The 15557-nt window shown below is 52.7% G+C and carries 18 protein-coding genes and 1 riboswitch; of the genes, 15 read left to right on the top strand and 3 right to left on the bottom strand.

Translation table 11 applies throughout. The features are described 5' to 3' along the window. Positions 1-323, top strand: a 323-nt coding sequence (locus HPY81_03385; protein NPV26501.1) for a glutaconyl-CoA decarboxylase subunit beta, incomplete at its 5' end; no start/stop codon positions are given. Between the two features lie 126 nt (positions 324-449). On the opposite strand, the gene HPY81_03390 is transcribed toward HPY81_03385, so the two are convergent. The 3 genes from HPY81_03390 to flgG all read right to left on the bottom strand — a co-directional run bounded on the left by HPY81_03390 (position 450) and on the right by flgG (position 2320). Continuing rightward, the gene (locus tag HPY81_03390; GenBank protein ID NPV26502.1) at positions 450-905 is read right to left on the bottom strand and encodes an N-acetyltransferase; all 456 of its coding nucleotides are present in this window, start codon (positions 903-905) and stop codon (positions 450-452) included. Between the two features lie 197 nt (positions 906-1102). Next, positions 1103-1516 carry a hypothetical protein gene (locus HPY81_03395; GenBank protein ID NPV26503.1) on the bottom strand — a complete coding sequence of 138 codons (414 nt, stop codon included), beginning with the start codon at positions 1514-1516 and terminating at the stop codon, positions 1103-1105. A 15-nt stretch (positions 1517-1531) separates the two neighbouring features. Next, positions 1532-2320: a flagellar basal-body rod protein FlgG gene (gene flgG, locus HPY81_03400; GenBank protein NPV26504.1), complete on the bottom strand. Its 789-nt coding sequence runs from the start codon at positions 2318-2320 to the stop codon at positions 1532-1534. A gap of 382 nt (positions 2321-2702) precedes the next feature. On the opposite strand from flgG, the gene HPY81_03405 reads away from it, so the two are divergent. The 14 genes from HPY81_03405 to HPY81_03470 all read left to right on the top strand — a co-directional run bounded on the left by HPY81_03405 (position 2703) and on the right by HPY81_03470 (position 15475). Continuing rightward, positions 2703-3227, top strand: coding sequence for a cysteine hydrolase (locus HPY81_03405; GenBank protein ID NPV26505.1), 525 nt, complete (start codon positions 2703-2705; stop codon positions 3225-3227). A 92-nt stretch (positions 3228-3319) separates the two neighbouring features. Beyond that, on the top strand, positions 3320-3520 hold the full coding sequence (tatA, locus tag HPY81_03410; protein ID NPV26506.1) for a twin-arginine translocase TatA/TatE family subunit: 201 nt from the start codon (positions 3320-3322) through the stop codon (positions 3518-3520). A 72-nt stretch (positions 3521-3592) separates the two neighbouring features. Next, a riboswitch (SAM riboswitch) is annotated at positions 3593-3700 on the top strand. A 90-nt stretch (positions 3701-3790) separates the two neighbouring features. Continuing rightward, positions 3791-6193, top strand: a complete 2403-nt coding sequence (locus HPY81_03415; protein NPV26507.1) for a dihydropteroate synthase — start codon at positions 3791-3793, stop codon at positions 6191-6193. 73 nt (positions 6194-6266) lie between these two features. After that, positions 6267-7478 carry a hypothetical protein gene (locus HPY81_03420; GenBank protein ID NPV26508.1) on the top strand — a complete coding sequence of 404 codons (1212 nt, stop codon included), beginning with the start codon at positions 6267-6269 and terminating at the stop codon, positions 7476-7478. Positions 7479-7516: 38 nt separating this feature from the next. After that, positions 7517-7924 carry a 4Fe-4S binding protein gene (locus HPY81_03425; GenBank protein NPV26509.1) on the top strand — a complete coding sequence of 136 codons (408 nt, stop codon included), beginning with the start codon at positions 7517-7519 and terminating at the stop codon, positions 7922-7924. Between the two features lie 9 nt (positions 7925-7933). Next, positions 7934-8692, top strand: coding sequence for a UPF0280 family protein (locus HPY81_03430; protein NPV26510.1), 759 nt, complete (start codon positions 7934-7936; stop codon positions 8690-8692). A gap of 3 nt (positions 8693-8695) precedes the next feature. Next, the gene (gene nadE / locus HPY81_03435) at positions 8696-9466 is read left to right on the top strand and encodes an NAD(+) synthase (protein NPV26511.1); all 771 of its coding nucleotides are present in this window, start codon (positions 8696-8698) and stop codon (positions 9464-9466) included. Positions 9467-9548: 82 nt separating this feature from the next. Continuing rightward, a complete protein-coding gene (locus tag HPY81_03440; protein ID NPV26512.1) occupies positions 9549-10298 on the top strand; it encodes a YebC/PmpR family DNA-binding transcriptional regulator in 750 nt (249 codons plus the stop codon). A 246-nt stretch (positions 10299-10544) separates the two neighbouring features. Beyond that, positions 10545-11684 (top strand): acyl-CoA dehydrogenase, encoded by a 1140-nt coding sequence (locus HPY81_03445; GenBank protein NPV26513.1) that lies wholly within the window; start codon positions 10545-10547, stop codon positions 11682-11684. Between the two features lie 20 nt (positions 11685-11704). Further along, positions 11705-12472 carry an electron transfer flavoprotein subunit beta/FixA family protein gene (locus tag HPY81_03450; protein NPV26514.1) on the top strand — a complete coding sequence of 256 codons (768 nt, stop codon included), beginning with the start codon at positions 11705-11707 and terminating at the stop codon, positions 12470-12472. A 16-nt stretch (positions 12473-12488) separates the two neighbouring features. Beyond that, positions 12489-13448: an electron transfer flavoprotein subunit alpha/FixB family protein gene (locus HPY81_03455; protein NPV26515.1), complete on the top strand. Its 960-nt coding sequence runs from the start codon at positions 12489-12491 to the stop codon at positions 13446-13448. Between the two features lie 11 nt (positions 13449-13459). Then, positions 13460-14755: an NAD(P)-binding protein gene (locus HPY81_03460; GenBank protein ID NPV26516.1), complete on the top strand. Its 1296-nt coding sequence runs from the start codon at positions 13460-13462 to the stop codon at positions 14753-14755. Next, on the top strand, positions 14752-15036 hold the full coding sequence (locus tag HPY81_03465) for a ferredoxin family protein (GenBank protein ID NPV26517.1): 285 nt from the start codon (positions 14752-14754) through the stop codon (positions 15034-15036). The genes HPY81_03460 and HPY81_03465 overlap by 4 nt, the downstream gene beginning before the upstream one ends. A 19-nt stretch (positions 15037-15055) precedes the next feature. Next, a complete protein-coding gene (locus HPY81_03470) occupies positions 15056-15475 on the top strand; it encodes a MarR family transcriptional regulator (protein NPV26518.1) in 420 nt (139 codons plus the stop codon). The last annotated feature ends 82 nt before the right edge of the window (positions 15476-15557 follow it).

Raw genomic sequence — 15557 nt, forward strand, 5'->3', positions numbered from 1 at the left:
CGACCATGAATGCCGAGACCTTCTTAAGCCCCAAAGTTTTGTTTATCTTCTGCTTGGGTCTGGTGGCCTTTGCTACAGCTACCGCCACGGGGATAATTTTCGCCAAGATCATGAACCTGTTCCTGAAGGAAAAAATTAACCCGCTGATCGGGGCAGCCGGGGTTTCGGCGGTGCCGATGTCAGCCCGGGTGATGCATCGGCTGGCGCAAAGCGAGGACAAGCGCAACTGGATTTTAATGCACGCGATGGGGCCGAACGTGGCCGGAGTGATCGGAACGGCGGTAGCCGCGGGTATGTTTATCTCCATGCTCGGTGGTAAATAGGTTTTACGTTGAGGTATTTCTATCATCAAGCGGTTTATCTTAACGCAAATATCGTTGGGTGAACCGCTTGATGACCAAAAAATACACCTCGCTCAAGGTTGGGGGTGTATTTTTTATTTATTTCATTTAGTTGAGAGAAAGGGTCAGGGCGACCTCATCGCAGTTGGGAAATTTGACACAGTTGACGCAGTCCTTCCAGACCTTCTGCGGGAGCTGGTCCTTTGAAATGACGGTAAAGCCGCACTTGCTGAAGAACGCCGGTTGGTAGGTCAGGACAAAGAGTTCGCTGATCCCCAGTTGCCGTGCTTCGGCCAACAGGGCCTCGACCAGTTGGCGGCCAATCCCCCGGTGGAGGTACTCGGGGGCAACGGCCACAGAGCGGATTTCCGCCAGATTTTCCCATACCACATGCAGGGCGCCGGTCCCCAGCAGTTTTTTGCCTTCCACCGCCAGCGTAAAATCACGAATGTTTTCATAAAGCGAGGCTAAGGAGCGGTAGAGCATTAGCTCTTTTTGGGCGTAGCCATTAATTAAGGCCTGCATGTCTTTAACGTCAGCTATAACGGCTTTGCGAATTTGCATGGGAATTCCTCCTTGTCTCAGAAAGATGTCAATTGACCAGTAATGCAAACGTATACTGATTTCTTGAATGATTATACATGAACCAATTGTATCACGTTAAGCCCCAAAAAGGAACAGAAACCTGGATAAAAATTTGGCTTGAATAAAAAGAGCAAACCCCGGGAAATAACAAGGGGACAGTTCCATCGCTGTCCCCTTTAAGCCTGTTTTCCACCGTAACGGTTTAATGTGCCTGGCCCTGCGTTATAAGCGGGCTTGGTCAATTGCGCATAAAGCAGCTCGGCCAAGCCAAAGGTCCGAGTTTTCGCCATCTCCTGGGCGTATTTCTCGTCCAGCATTTGCTCATAGATGCCAAGCGCCAGGCTGTTTCCCAGAAAGTCTGTTTTAGGTACGGTCGCCCGCATGCACCTGATCATCTGGTAAACCAGAACGCTCTCTAGTTCCTGACAGACTTCTTTCAGCTTTTTCTGATCGTTATTTTCCCGGGCTTTCTGCAACTGCTCGACAAATGTTGGTCCCGTAACTTTGGCTTCGGGGCTAGCGTTGGCCGGGGCGAGTTTGGTCGGAACAGGCAAAGAGTCTAAACTTACCAGAGACAGCAAGGATCTCACCTCAATACCCTGCAATTAGCGGCGAAGGTTGTTCGCCATTCCCAGCATTTCATCCGAGGCCTGAATAACCTTGGAGTTGATCTCGTAAGCCCGCTGGGCAGTGATCATGTTGATCATTTCTTCAACCACCTGGACGTTGGAACTTTCGAGATACCCTTGTTCAATGGTGATCGAGGAATCGCTTTCCGGGTCCCAGTCGATAGCTTCGCCGGAAGCAGCGGTCGCAGCGTACAGGTTGCGGCCCAGTTTTTCTAGGCCAGCGGGATTAATGAATTTAGCCAGCTCAATTCGACCAGCCTCGATGCGGTCGTTTTGACCCGGCAGCTTGTAGGTCACGCTGCCGTCGGTGCTGATCGAGATGTCAGTTGCTTCTGGCTCAAGCGCCTCCACTCCCACCAATTTGTAGCCATCCGTCGTGACCAGGTTGCCCTCGCTGTCGATCTTAAAAGAGCCGTCTTTAGTGTAGAGGGGCTCATCCCGGCCAGGGACTTCTACCTTGAAAAAAGCGTTGCCAGTGATCGCCAGGTCAAACGGGTTGCCGGTCGGCACCAGGTTGCCTTCAGAAAACAGGGTCTGGGTGGCAGCACTACGGACCCCGAGCCCAACAGATAATCCGACCGGCGTTGTTTGGTACTGGGCGGTAACTGTTGGTTGTTTGATATTAATGTAGATGAGGTCCTGAAAATCAAGTCGGGCTTTCTTAAACCCGGTGGTGTTGACATTTGCCAGGTTATGGGCAATCGTGTCAATGTTCATCTGCTGCGCTTGCATTCCTGAACTGGCTGTGTATAATGCGTGCAGCACTGGAATACCTCCCCTCTCAAAGGAATCGCTATGATTGTCCTGATCACGGTACTTCGGTCAGTCGGTACCGGGAGGCCTCTGCCGGGGCAGTCCAGCCTCGTGGGTTGTACAAAACTTCAAAGATTTTCTTCTGAATAAACACCTCCCTCCTTTGCTGATCAGTTTTTGAACATATTTGAACATATATTACAAACTACATAGTACTTAGACGTTTTTTGCCAAAATCCTGCCATTATTACCAGGGTTATTTTTTTTAGAAAATCATAGCGGGCTGAGTCTCAATTTTCGCGGCAGTAACAGGATTTTTTTCAGGGGTGTTGAATACTGGGAACAGGGAATCATTGATTGAACCATCCATAATTTGAGCAGGGAGGGAGTAAAATTGAAGCAAGCATTGATGATCATTGATATGCTTAATGATTTTGTGCAGGAAAACGGGTCTTTGTACATTGGTGAGGCCGGTCAGGAAATCATTAAACCTATCCAATCTGAACTAGCCGAGGCGCGAAGAAATAATGTGCCCGTGCTCTACGTCTGTGACCGGCACCGCCCAGACGACGCGGAGTTTAGAATGTTTCCCCCGCACTGTCTGGTGGGTTCGTGGGGGGCTGCGGTCTGTCCGGAACTGGCACCACAGGAAAAAGACGTTATCATACCAAAACGCCGTTACAGCGGCTTTTTTGGGACAGAGCTTGACTTGACCTTGCGTGAACTCGGGGTAGAAGAACTTATTCTGGTTGGGGTGTGTACGAATATTTGCGTCCTCTATACGGCGGCGGACGCCCGGATGCGGGGTTATCGCGTCAAGGTGTTAAAAAATCAAGTGGCCACATTTGATCCGGGCGCCCATGAATTTGCCCTGCGGGAAATGGAGAAAACTCTGGGTGTGGAGATAATTGACCGCTGATTATACAGATATTGGAAAGCAGTTTGAGAAGGAATTCCGGCGGGCATGACGAATTAACGAGCGTAAAGGAGGTGCAGTCAGTGTTTGGATTTATACCAAGTGTTGGACCATGGGAGCTTATTCTCATTCTTGTGATTGCCCTGATTATTTTTGGACCAGGAAAATTGCCGGAAGTTGGTCGGTCATTGGGGAAGAGCATAAATGAGTTTAAACGGGCCTCGGCGGATATCAAACGTCAGGTGGAAGATGGGCTGAAAGAAGAAGAAAAGGAAAAAGAGAAAGAAAAAACTTGATTAGGGCAATTGTTTATTGACACAGTTCTGATCTCATGATATTCTATGGGAAACAACTTCAAAGCGAGAGCACTCTTATCAAGAGAGGTGGAGGGACGGGCCCGATGAAACCCGGCAACCAGCTTCGCGACGAGGCCAGGTGCCAATTCCCACAGAATTTTCAATTCTGAAAGATGAGAGGGAGGGCGAGACAGGCAGCGAAAAAACCTCTTCATCTGAAGAGGTTTTTTTATGGTGTTCAATATGTGATGGGGGAGAGTGAGGTCTGGCGTGCAGAAATCTTTTGATTTGCTCAAGGAAAAAATCTTGGTGCTGGACGGGGCCATGGGGACCATGCTGCAATCGTGTGGCCTCAAACCTGGAGAATGTCCAGAACGCTGGAATATCGATCACCCCGAAGTGGTGCAAAGAATTCACCGGCTCTACGTTGCGGCCGGGGCGGACATCATCCAGACCAACACCTTTGGCGGAAACCGGTTTAAATTGCGTGAATTTGGCCTGGGTAACCAGGTGGCCGAAATAAACAAGGCGGCGGTTAGACTGGCCAAACAGGCCGCGGGTGACCGTGCTCTGGTCGCGGTTTCTATTGGCCCGACTGGACAGTTGATCGAGCCTTTCGGCGAGACAACTTTTGATGAAGTTTACGCGGCTTTCCGGGAACAGGTCACGGCGGCGGTGCAGGCTGGCGCCGACCTGATCAGTTTGGAGACAATGAGCGATCTGCAGGAGATCAGAGCCGCGATGCTTGCGGCCAGGGACAGTGGCCCTGTTCCCGTGATCTGCCAAATGACCTTCGAAGGTGGCCAGCGAACCATGCTGGGAACCGACCCGGTTACGGCGGCAGTTGTTTTGACTACTCTGGGGGCGAGTGCGGTTGGGGCCAACTGCTCGGGTGGGCCGGCGGAACTGCTGAAGGTGATCACCGCGATGGCGATGGTGACCGACCTGCCCCTGGTGGTTCAGCCCAATGCGGGCTTACCAGTGCTGATTGACGGACAAACCGTATATCCGGAGAGCCCGGCCACCATGGCTGAGTACGCAGTGAAGCTGGTTGACGCCGGGGCGAACATTGTGGGGGGCTGTTGCGGGACGAACCCCGACCACATCCGGGCGATCAGCCAGGCGGTTCGAGGGCGGCGCCCCGTCAAACGGGTTGTGCCGCCAGTCTCAGCCTTAACTGGGCGCAGTCAGACCTTGTTTATTCAGGAACAGGGCCGACCCATATTTATCGGCGAGCGCATTAATCCGACCGCGCGCAAGAAGTTGGCCGAGGATATCAGGGCAGGACGCATGCTGCATGTGGTGGAGGAGGCTCAAGCCCAGGTGGCCGCGGGAGCACCGATGCTGGATGTGAACGTAGGGGTACCCGGTGTTGATGAAGTAGCGGCGATGCGCAAAGCCGTGCTTCAGATTCAAAGCACGGTGGATGTTCCGCTGGCCCTCGATTCGACCAATCCTGAGGCAATTGAAGCCGGGCTGAAGGTTTTTGCGGGAAAACCTCTGATCAATTCAGTGAATGGCGAGGCAAAAAGCCTCCAGGCGATTTTACCGCTGGCGAGACGATATGGAGCGGCGGTACTCGGTTTAACCCTTGATAGTCACGGTATCCCCTCGACAGCGGAAGGACGTCTGGCGATTGCCCGACGCATCGTTGACGCGGCTTTAGCGTATGGGATCCGTCGGGAAGACATATATATCGATTGTCTGGTGCAAACAGTCAGCGCCCAGCAGGCCGAGGTGATGGAAACCCTGCGGGCGATTCAACTGGTCAAGCGTGAACTGGGGGTCAAAACCATATTGGGAGTCAGTAATGTTTCTCATGGTTTGCCACGGCGCGAGGTATTAAATTCCACTTTCCTGGCCATGGCCTGTGGTTTTGGCCTTGATCTACCAATAATGAACCCGTTTGACCAGCGTATGCGGGAAGGGCTGTGGGCAGTGGCGGTACTCACCGGCCGGGATCCATACGCGCGTGGCTATATTGATGAGTTCCGACCTGCTTTAAATGAGGCTCCAATTACGACCAGCGAAGCGGCTAAGCCGAGCAGTGACCGACAGCAGCGGATCTACCAGGCGGTGCTCAATGGCGAGAAAGCCAGTATTGCTGCGCTGGTGAAGGCAGCCCTGGAGGAAGGGGTTGACCCGCTGGTCCTGGTTAATCAGACCCTGATTCCCGCCATCGAGGAAGTTGGCGAACGGTATGATAAAAAGATTTTCTTCCTGCCCCAATTAATGCTGGCGGGTGAAACGATGAAAGCTGCCTTTGAGGTAGTGAAGCCGCGGTTAGCCACGGAACAAGCGCAGAATCTGGGCACAATCGTCCTGGCCACTGTTCAGGGAGACATTCACGACATAGGCAAGAACATTGTCGCTGTGATGCTGGAGAACTACGGTTGGCGGGTGGTTGACCTGGGACGGGATGTTCCAACGGCGACAATTGTTGAGGCGGCGGTTAGAGAGCAAGCCACCATTGTTGGTCTGAGTGCCCTGATGACTACCACCATGCCCAGAATGGCGGAGGTGATTACCGCAATGCGGGCGCGAGGTGTCAAGACCAAGGTGATGGTGGGGGGAGCGGTGGTGACTGCCGATTACGCTGCTAAGATTGGGGCCGACGGTTACGCGGCTGATGCTCGCGCTGCCGTGCTGAAAGCGAAGGAGCTATTGGGGTAGACAAATATACAAGACTTTTTATGACTAAGTTTAAATAGTCTTAGATCTGCAGAGAGAAAAGGAGGAGTATAGGGTGAGCCAGTTAAGAACTTATGCCGAAATCAACGAAAAAATCAAGTCGGGGAAAGCGGTAGTCGTTACAGCTGAGGAAGTGATCGACCTGGTTGCGGAGAAGGGGATTGAGCAGGTTGCCCGAGAGGTAGATGTGGTCACCACCGGGACCTTTGGCCCGATGTGTTCATCCGGGGTGTTCCTGAATTTTGGCCATCCCAAACCCCGCATGAAGATGAAAAAAGTGTGGCTGAATGGAGTCAGCGCCTACGCCGGGATCGCTGCGGTTGACGCGTATCTAGGGGCGACTGAACTGCCGGAGAATGACCCGGAGAACAAGGTCTTTCCGGGCAAGTTTGTGTACGGAGGGGGCCACGTGATTGAGGACCTGGTTGCCCGTCGACCAATTCGCCTGGAGGCCATTGCCTACCCAACCAACTGTTACCCCCGGAAAAAGATCGAAACAACAATTACCCTGGATGACATCAATGAGGCGATCCTGTTTAATCCGCGCAACTGTTATCAGAATTATAACTGTGCGGTCAATCTTTCCAATCAGACGATCTATACTTACATGGGCATTCTCAAACCAAACCTGGGGAATGCTAGCTACAGTAGCGCGGGGCAACTCAGCCCGCTGTTAAACGACCCGTATTTCAAAACGATCGGCGTTGGCACCCGGATCTTCCTGGGTGGAGGGATCGGGTATGTGGCCTGGCACGGTACCCAGCACAATCCTTCTGTCCCGCGGGGTGAAAACGGGGTTCCCCTGGGCGGCGCGGGTACCCTGGCCGTTATTGGCGACCTGAAACAGATGAGTCCGGAATGGTTGCGCGGGACAAGTTTTGTTGGTTACGGCGCCACCCTGACGGTTGGCATTGGGGTGCCGATCCCGATTTTGAGTGAGGAAATCCTTAGCTATACTGCTGTCTCTGATGCCGAGATCTTCTGCCCGGTTGTTGACTACAGTGAGGCCTACCCCCTGGGAACTGGTGGTAACCTGGGGCTGGTCAGTTATGCCGAGTTGAAATCAGGCAAGATTATCATTAATGGCAAAGAAGTTCCCACGAACCCCTTGTCCAGTTATCCTAGGGCCAGAATGATTGCCCAAAGGCTGAAGGAATGGATCCTGAAGGGAGAATTTCTCTTGACTGAACCAGTTCAGTTGCTGCCTTCAGTTGAGGCGGGGATCACCATTAAACCACTTCTCGAGAAGAACGGCAATGGCCGGTAGCTGATTAGTAAGAGAATGAGGATAAGGGGGAAAATCACGTGATCAGTAAAAAGGTAGTGCAACGATTTTCTGCCAGTATTGTCGAGCAACCGATCATTTACCGACTGGTCAAAGATTTTGACCTGACGGTAAATATTCTGAAGGCGGACATCAACCCGCGTAAGGAGGGTTCTTTGGTTTTGGAGTTGACCGGCCGGCCTGACAACTATGGCGAAGGGATCAAATTTTTAGAACACCTGGGGGTAAGCGTTGAGCCCTTGAGCCAAACGGTGGTCTGGGACGAAAAACGGTGCACCAGTTGTGGAGCCTGTACTGGTGTCTGCCCGGTCGCCGCGCTTCACATTCAGCGACCTTCCATGGAAGTAGCATTTGACAACACTAAGTGTGTCGTTTGCGGCATGTGTGTGCTGGCCTGTCCGGTAAGGGCGGTGGAGTTCCGCTTCTAGGAGAATGGAATCATGTATGTATCCAGAGTATACCGAGAGCAGGTTAAACAGGATGACCTGGTCCATTTTCGGGTGGTTATTAAAGAGAGCGATCTCTATATCAGTGTGGATCGCCCGAGTTTCAACCCGGGCGTAGAAGAACTTGCTTATGAGTTAACTTGGCGTTACCGTCAAGCTCTGGAAGAATATATTGCGGTTGACCCACTCTTCCGTACCACGTTTTCTCCCCACATACTGCGGCAAGATGCCCCGCCGATCGCCAGGACCATGAATGAGGCTGCCTGGCAGGCGGGGGTTGGTCCGATGGCGGCGGTGGCCGGGGCGATGGCTGAATTTATCGGCCGGGAGCTACTGTCGGCCGTCTGCGAAGTCATCGTGGAAAATGGGGGGGACATCTTTTTAGTCACTCGAGTACCGCGCACCATCGGTATTTTTGCCGGCACCTCCCCTTTCAGCAACCGTTTGGGGTTAGAAATACAGCCAGACACCACACCGGTTGGTGTCTGCACTTCTTCCGGGACGGTTGGCCCCTCATTCAGTTTTGGCCAGGCTGATGCGGCGGTCTTGATTGCCAAATCAGCCGCTCTGGCGGATGCTGCCGCGACAGCGGTCGGCAACGTTGTGCAAACCAAGGTTGATGTCCAAAAAGCGGTAGAGCTGGCCCAGACTATTCCCGGGGTGCTCGGGGCGGTGGTGATTAAGGACGATCAGTTGGCTGCCTGGGGCCAGGTCAGGCTGGTTCCTATTAAGATGCGAGCAGGGGGTTGATGTATGCCAAATTTGACTGACCAGATTGACTTGATTGTCGAATGGCTGCGGGCCAAAGTTAAAGAAGCCAATGCCCAGGGATTGGTAGTCGGGGTAAGTGGTGGTGTTGATTCGGCGACTGTGGCGGCGCTGGCGAAGAAAGCCTTTCCCGAGGCATCAATCGGGGTAATCATGCCGTGTCACAGTGATCCGCGTGACGAGCAGGACGCCAGACTGGTGACCGAGGTGGTCGGGTTGAAACGCGTCCAGGTTGAGCTCAGTGAGCCACACCAGTTAATCTATGACAATGTTCGCGACCGTCTGACTACCCAGGGTTATGAGTTCAGAGCCAATGACCGCCTGGCTGATGCCAATCTGCGTGCCCGGCTCCGCATGGGTACTCTCTATTCAATTGCCAACCTGTTAAATTATTTGGTGGTAGGAACCGACAACGCCGCCGAAGCGTATACCGGTTATTTTACTAAATACGGCGATGGCGGGGTCGATCTGCTGCCGCTCATCCAGTTTACCAAACGGGAAGTGCGGGCCCTGGCCCGGGAGTTGGGCGTTCCTGACCGCATCATTAACAAGCCACCCTCGGCTGGGCTGTGGCTGGGGCAAACAGATGAGGCTGAGATGGGCACCACCTATGAGATGATTGACGATTACCTGGACGGGAAACCGATTCCCGCCGATCATCTGGCGCGTATCGAGGAACTGCACCGGCGTTCAGAGCATAAACGGCAACTCCCTCCCAGCTTCCAGCGGACCGACCGGCAACTGGTTAGACGCTAGGGCAGAATCCTGCTGCCATTGCGTGTTGGGAAACCGGTGTGTTAAAATAGTGCTGAAATTGGGGGAAAGGAGGTTTGAAGCCGTGTCAGGTCATTCCAAGTGGGCGAACATCAAGCATAAAAAGGCCAAAATGGATGCGCAGCGGGGCAAGCTTTTTACGAAGATTGGCCGGGAATTGATTATGGCGGCCAGAGCCGGTGGTGGTGACCCCAATGTGAACATGCGCTTGAAGACGGCTATTCAGAAAGCCAGAGAAGCCAACATGCCAAATGAAAATATCATGCGGGCCATCCAAAGAGGAACAGGCGAGATTGAAGGGGTTAATTACGAAGAGGTAACTTACGAAGGCTACGGTCCGGCGGGAGTCGCCATCTTGCTGAATATTGCTACTGACAATCGTAACCGCACAGCAGCGGAGATCCGCCACATTTTTTCCCGCAATGGCGGCAGTTTGGGGGAAAGCGGTTGTGTGGCCTGGATGTTTCACCGCAAAGGGTTGCTGATTGTTGACCTCGCGGAAAATCAGAAGGACGAAGACGAATTGATGCTCATGTGTTTGGAAGCGGGAGCAGAAGATATAAAAGTAGAAGACGGGGAAGCGGAGATCACGACCAGCCCGGAGGATTTTGAGGCGGTCAAAGAAGCGCTGGCCAGGGAAGGGCTTAAGTTTTCTGTGGCTGAAGTAACCATGGTGCCGCAAACAACCGTCCAGCTCACCAACCCTGACCAGGTCAGTCAGATGTTAAGGCTGATGGAAATGCTCGAAGACCATGACGATGTCCAGAATGTATACGCCAATTTTGATATTCCAGATGAAATGATGGGTGGATAATGACGAACCTTGTTTACCGGGAAGCTAGCTCATATTAAAAGGCTGTTGCTAGGTAATCGCTCAACAGCCTTTTTGTATGGGCTCTATATTGCTCTAGATTTATTTTGGAAAAATTATATAAAAATTATATAAAATTATGTATGGATATAAAATATATTGTTGACAAACAATTTGCATTCAAACTATATTTAAATTAAAACGAACTGACGGAATGTTAACCACTATCTTAGAAAGGAGATGCTTGTTGTGGATTTTAAACTAACTGAAACGCAAGAATTAATCCGGGCCAATATGCGCGAGTTTACCAAACAGTATGTTGACCCCATCGCTGTGGAAATCGATGAAAACAGCCGTTACCCGGCCGAAGTAATTGCCAAGCTGGCCGAAATGGACTATATGGGGATGCCTTACCCCGAGGAATACGGCGGAGCGGGGGTTGATTTCCTAACCTTTACCATCGTTATTGAGGAACTTTCCCGTTCCTGCGCCGCAACGGGGTTTACCCTTTCCTGCCACACCGTGCTGGCCAGCGGCCCAATTTTCCACTTTGGTACTGAAGAACAGAAGAAAAAGTATCTGGTTCCCCTGTGCAAAGGGCAGAAAATTGGGGCCTTTGCCCTGACTGAACCTGGTGCGGGTACCGATGTCGGAGCGGCCACCACCACCGCCCACCTGGACGGAGATGAGTGGGTGCTGAATGGCACCAAGACTTTTATCTCCAATGGACCGGTAGCTGATACCTTTGTGGTCTTCGCGCTCACTGACAAAGCGAAAGGCACCAAGGGCATGAGCGCCTTTATCGTCCCCAAGGAAGCCCCCGGTTTGAAGGTGGGCGAGCATTTTTATAAAATGGGGATTCGGGCTTCCCAAACCTCAGAGATCATCCTCAAAGACTGCCGGATCCCCAAAGAAAATTTGCTGGGGCAGGAGGGCCAGGGTTTCCGCATCGCCATGTCAACCCTCGACAACGGTCGGATCGGTGTTGCGGCCCAGGCTGTGGGGATCGCCCAGGCAGCTATGGACGAATCCATCAGATATTCTAAGGAAAGAATTCAGTTTGGCCGGCCAATCTCGGCCAACCAGGCGATCCAGTGGATGATCGCTAATATGGCGACCGATATTCAGGCGGCCAGATTCCTCACCTATTACGCCGCCTGGCTGAAAGACCAGGGCTTGCCGTACACCAAGGAAGCCTCAATGGCCAAAGTCTTCGCGGCGGAAATGGCCTCCCGTCACACCTCCAAAGCTGTGCAAATCTTTGGCGGCTACGGCTATATCAAGGGGCAGAAAGTCGAACGTTTAATGCGTGACGCCAAGATTACCGAAATTTATGAAGGTACTTCGGAAGCTCAGCGGATGGTGATCGCGGGTAACCTGCTGCGGTAGAAGATTGGAGGGGGGCAAATATGCCCAGAATCATCACCTGTTTCAAATGGGTAATCGATGAAGCCGATATCAAAGTAGTGGCTGATTCTCGGGAACTGCTCCTTGAACGGGTTAGCTACAAGATCAGCGACTACGACCGCAACGCCATTGAGGAGGCAGTACGGCTTTTTGAACAACACGGTGGAAGTGTGGCCGCGATTACAGTTGGTCCACCGGCGGCGAAAAAGGGCTTAAAGGATGTCCTTGCGCGCGGCCCGGAAAAAGCATATTTTGTCAACGACTCTTCTTTTACCGAACTTGAGCCAGCGCAAACAGCGGCGATCTTGGCCAAGGCAATCCAGACCAGAATCGAGTACGACTTAATAATCTGTGGTGAAGGTTCCAGCGACCTCTATGCCCAACAGGTTGGACCGCGCCTGGCTGAACTGCTGGGTATCCCGTGTGCCACCTTCGTCAACAAACTGACCCTAGATGGCGAGCAACTCATCGCCGAACGGAAAATTGACGACGGAATCGAAGTGGTTGCCTTAACCCTGCCTGCTCTGGTTACCGTTTTACCGGATATCAATACACCCAGGATTCCGGGGCTAAAGCAGACCCTGGAAGCGAACAAGAAACCTATTGTTGAGATTACCGTCAAGGATTTAAATCAAACCTTTACTCCGTGTCTGCAGACGCTCAAGGTTCGGGGGACAACGATGGAGCGAAACTGCCAGAAGTTTGGGGCCGAGCCGACGGAAATCAGCAAGTTTGTCGAAGCCCTGCTTAAAGAAGGGGTAATCGCTTAAAGGGGTGAAAAAAGATATGGCTGGGGTTTGGATTTTAGCCGATCGTCGGGAGCAGACCCTTGAGTTGTTAAATATCGGTCGAGAGATAGCCACCAGGCTGGGGACCAGACTGGTGGCCCTAGTCAGCGCTGACCTGAACCAGGCCCAGGAGTACATTCTCCACGGGGCCGATGAGGTACTTATTATGCCGCCGCTGGCTGACGAGCAGCCGCTTTCTGCCTACGTCCCGGTTATTGCCGAGGAAGCCCGACAAAATGACCCGGATATTTTCCTGGTTGCTGGAACTTCCCAGGGCAAAGAGATGGCGGCGCGGATTGCTGCCCGGCTCAACACCGGCCTGGGCAGTGACTGCATTGGTTTAAACTTTGACGAAACCCAGCAAAAGTTAGTTATGGACCGGCTGATCTACGGAGGAGCGGCAGTGCAAACCGTTGTCTGTTTAACCTGCCCCCAGATGGCGACGGTCCCACCGCGCATGTTTGCTCCCGCTACCCCCCAGAACGGCCGGCAGGGAGTGGTCCGGGAACTTGCCCCACCGCCGCCGTCTGGCGTAAAAATACTCAGCCGGAAGCCCCGGGAACACGCTGCTGGGGACATCACGGAAGCAAAGGTGTTGGTTTGCGTTGGCCGCGGTTTTGAAAATCAAGCTGATCTGAAGCTGGCTCAGGAACTGGCGGAAACAATCGGCGGGGTAATCGCCTGTACCCGGCCGCTGGCCGAGGAATTGCACTGGCTGCCGGAACGGAGCTACATCGGTCTGTCGGGGGAAAAAGTCAAACCGGAACTCTACATCGGTGTCGGAGTCTCTGGCCAGATCCAGCACACCACTGGCATTCGTGATGCCAAAGTGATCTGTGCCATCAACCGTGACGAAAACGCGCCGATCTTTGATACCGCTGATTACGGGATCGTCGGTGACCTGTACGATGTCCTTCCCAAACTGACCGAGGAATGCAAAAAGGCTTTAGGGAAGTAAGGTGAGCTGAAATGGCGGCAGAAAAGTTTACTACTATCATCATCGGTGCGGGTCCAGCGGGGAGCACGGCCGCTTACCTCCTGGCCAAAGCTGGTCTGGATGTCCTTCTTATCGAGCGGGGAGAATCACCTGGCAGCAAAAATATGTTCGGAGGTCGGATGTACAGTTTTGCCCTGAACCGGATCATCCCCAACTTCTGGGAAGAAGCCCCGCTCGAAAGACCAGTTGTCCGCGAAACGGTCACCATGATAGCCGGGGATAAAAGCATTTCCTTAACCTTTCAGGAAGACAACTGGGCTACCCCTCCCTACCACTCCTTTACCCTCTTGCGGGCGGAATTTGATGCCTGGCTGGCCAGTAAAGCTGAAGAGGCGGGGGCCATGCTGGCCTGCAATATCCGGGTAGACGATGTGCTGCTGGAAAATGGCCGGGTTGTTGGGGTGCGGGCCGGCGACGACGAACTCCTGGCCGATGTCGTTATCGCTGCGGACGGGGCTAATTCGCTGATTACGGAAAAGGCAGGGTTACGACCGAGATTATCCCCGCGTCAGGTGGCGACCGGCGTCAAACAGGTGATCGAACTACCAGCAGAAACCATCAGTCAGCGGTTTCAGCTGACGGGAAATAATGGGGCTGCTCACCTCTTTGTCGGGTCCTGCACCCGGGGCATACAGGGCGGTGGATTCCTGTATACCAACAAAAACAGCGTCTCCTTAGGACTCGTGATTAATGCCGCTGAACTGCAGCGGTACCCGTATCAAATCAGTGAACTTTTAGAGGACTTTAAGGCCCAACCTTTCATCGCTCCCCTGATTGAGGGTGGGCGGGTCGCAGAGTATTCGGCTCATCTCGTTCCCGAGGCGGGTTTGCACATGATGCCGCGGCTGGTTGGTAACGGGATCCTGGTGGTGGGTGATGCCGCCGGCTTTGTACTCAACCTGGGCTACCTGGTGCGCGGGATGGACCTGGCCATTGGTTCAGGGGAAGCGGCAGCCCAGGCTGTCATGGAAGCTAAAGCCCGCCACGATTTCTCGCAGCGGGGGCTTAGCGTGTACCAGGATATCTTAAAAAAGAGTTTCGTTTGGCGCGATCTGGATTTTTATCACCAGGTGCCCCATTTTCTGGAGAATCAGCGCCTTTACCGCCTTTACCCGCAGCTGGCCACTGGGATTGCGGCGGAAATGTTTACGGTTAGCGATGCCCCGCCAGTCCACCTGCTGGGCAAGATCATGGCCCAGATCAAAAAATACCAGATTTCCTTAACGCAATTGGCCAGCGACGCCTGGAAAGGGGGCCGGGTTCTGTGAAGCGCCTGAGTACTGAACAGTTACTGTCGATCAATAAATTCTCTGTTGATGATGAGGCAAAGCACATTATTTTAGATAGGCAAATCTGCGGGCGGTGTGAGAGCAAACCCTGTCGTTTCGCCTGTCCTGCGGGCCTTTATTCGATCAAAGATGGTGAAATCAGTTTTGACCCCGTTGGCTGTCTCGAATGTGGTACTTGCCGTGTGGTTTGCTCTCACCCGGGAGCGATCACCTGGCAATATCCCCGAGGCGGATTTGGAGTTATCTACCGTTACGGCTAAAAAGAAGGAGATCTGGGGTATGGAATTAGAACAATGCATAAATTTTTTACTGACAAAGGTGCAACAATCTGTACATCAGCTTTTCAAGGCGGAGTTGGAGCCTTATGGAGTTACCCCCGGTCAATATGCGATTTTAAAATGTTTGTGGGACAATAATGGGCAATCAGTCAAGCAACTGGCGGAGCGCCTTTCCTTAGATAGTTCAACGATCACCAGTGTTTTAGACCGGCTAGAACAAAAAGGTTTGATTGAGCGGCATCCTGATTTACATGACCGCCGGGCTTTACAGGTAATAATTACCGATAAAGGTAGAAGTCTCGAGGAGCCTTTAACACAGGCGATCATTGAAGCAAACAAAAAAGCCATGAAACTTTTGGGTGACGCCGAGGGCAGGAGACTAAAACAGTTGTTGGATGTGAACAGGGCTGACGTCCAGTAGATAATAGGTGGACCGAACGGAAATCAAACCGAGATAAAGAAAAAAGTTAAGGAATAGAGAAAACCCGATGGAATCAACAGGG

Source organism: Bacillota bacterium, assembly GCA_013178045.1.
In the GTDB taxonomy this organism is placed as follows: domain Bacteria; phylum Bacillota; class Ch66; order Ch66; family Ch66; genus Ch66.

Excerpts from the sequence above, each read along its gene's own strand:
- HPY81_03390 (NPV26502.1), bottom strand. The coding sequence starts at position 905 with ATGCAAATTCGCAAAGCCGTTATAGCTGACGTTAAAGACATGCAGGCC.
- HPY81_03470 (NPV26518.1), top strand. The coding sequence starts at position 15,056 with ATGGAATTAGAACAATGCATAAATTTTTTACTGACAAAGGTGCAACAA.
- HPY81_03450 (NPV26514.1), top strand. The coding sequence starts at position 11,705 with ATGCCCAGAATCATCACCTGTTTCAAATGGGTAATCGATGAAGCCGAT.
- HPY81_03455 (NPV26515.1), top strand. The coding sequence starts at position 12,489 with ATGGCTGGGGTTTGGATTTTAGCCGATCGTCGGGAGCAGACCCTTGAG.
- nadE (NPV26511.1), top strand. The coding sequence starts at position 8,696 with ATGCCAAATTTGACTGACCAGATTGACTTGATTGTCGAATGGCTGCGG.
- HPY81_03460 (NPV26516.1), top strand. The coding sequence starts at position 13,460 with ATGGCGGCAGAAAAGTTTACTACTATCATCATCGGTGCGGGTCCAGCG.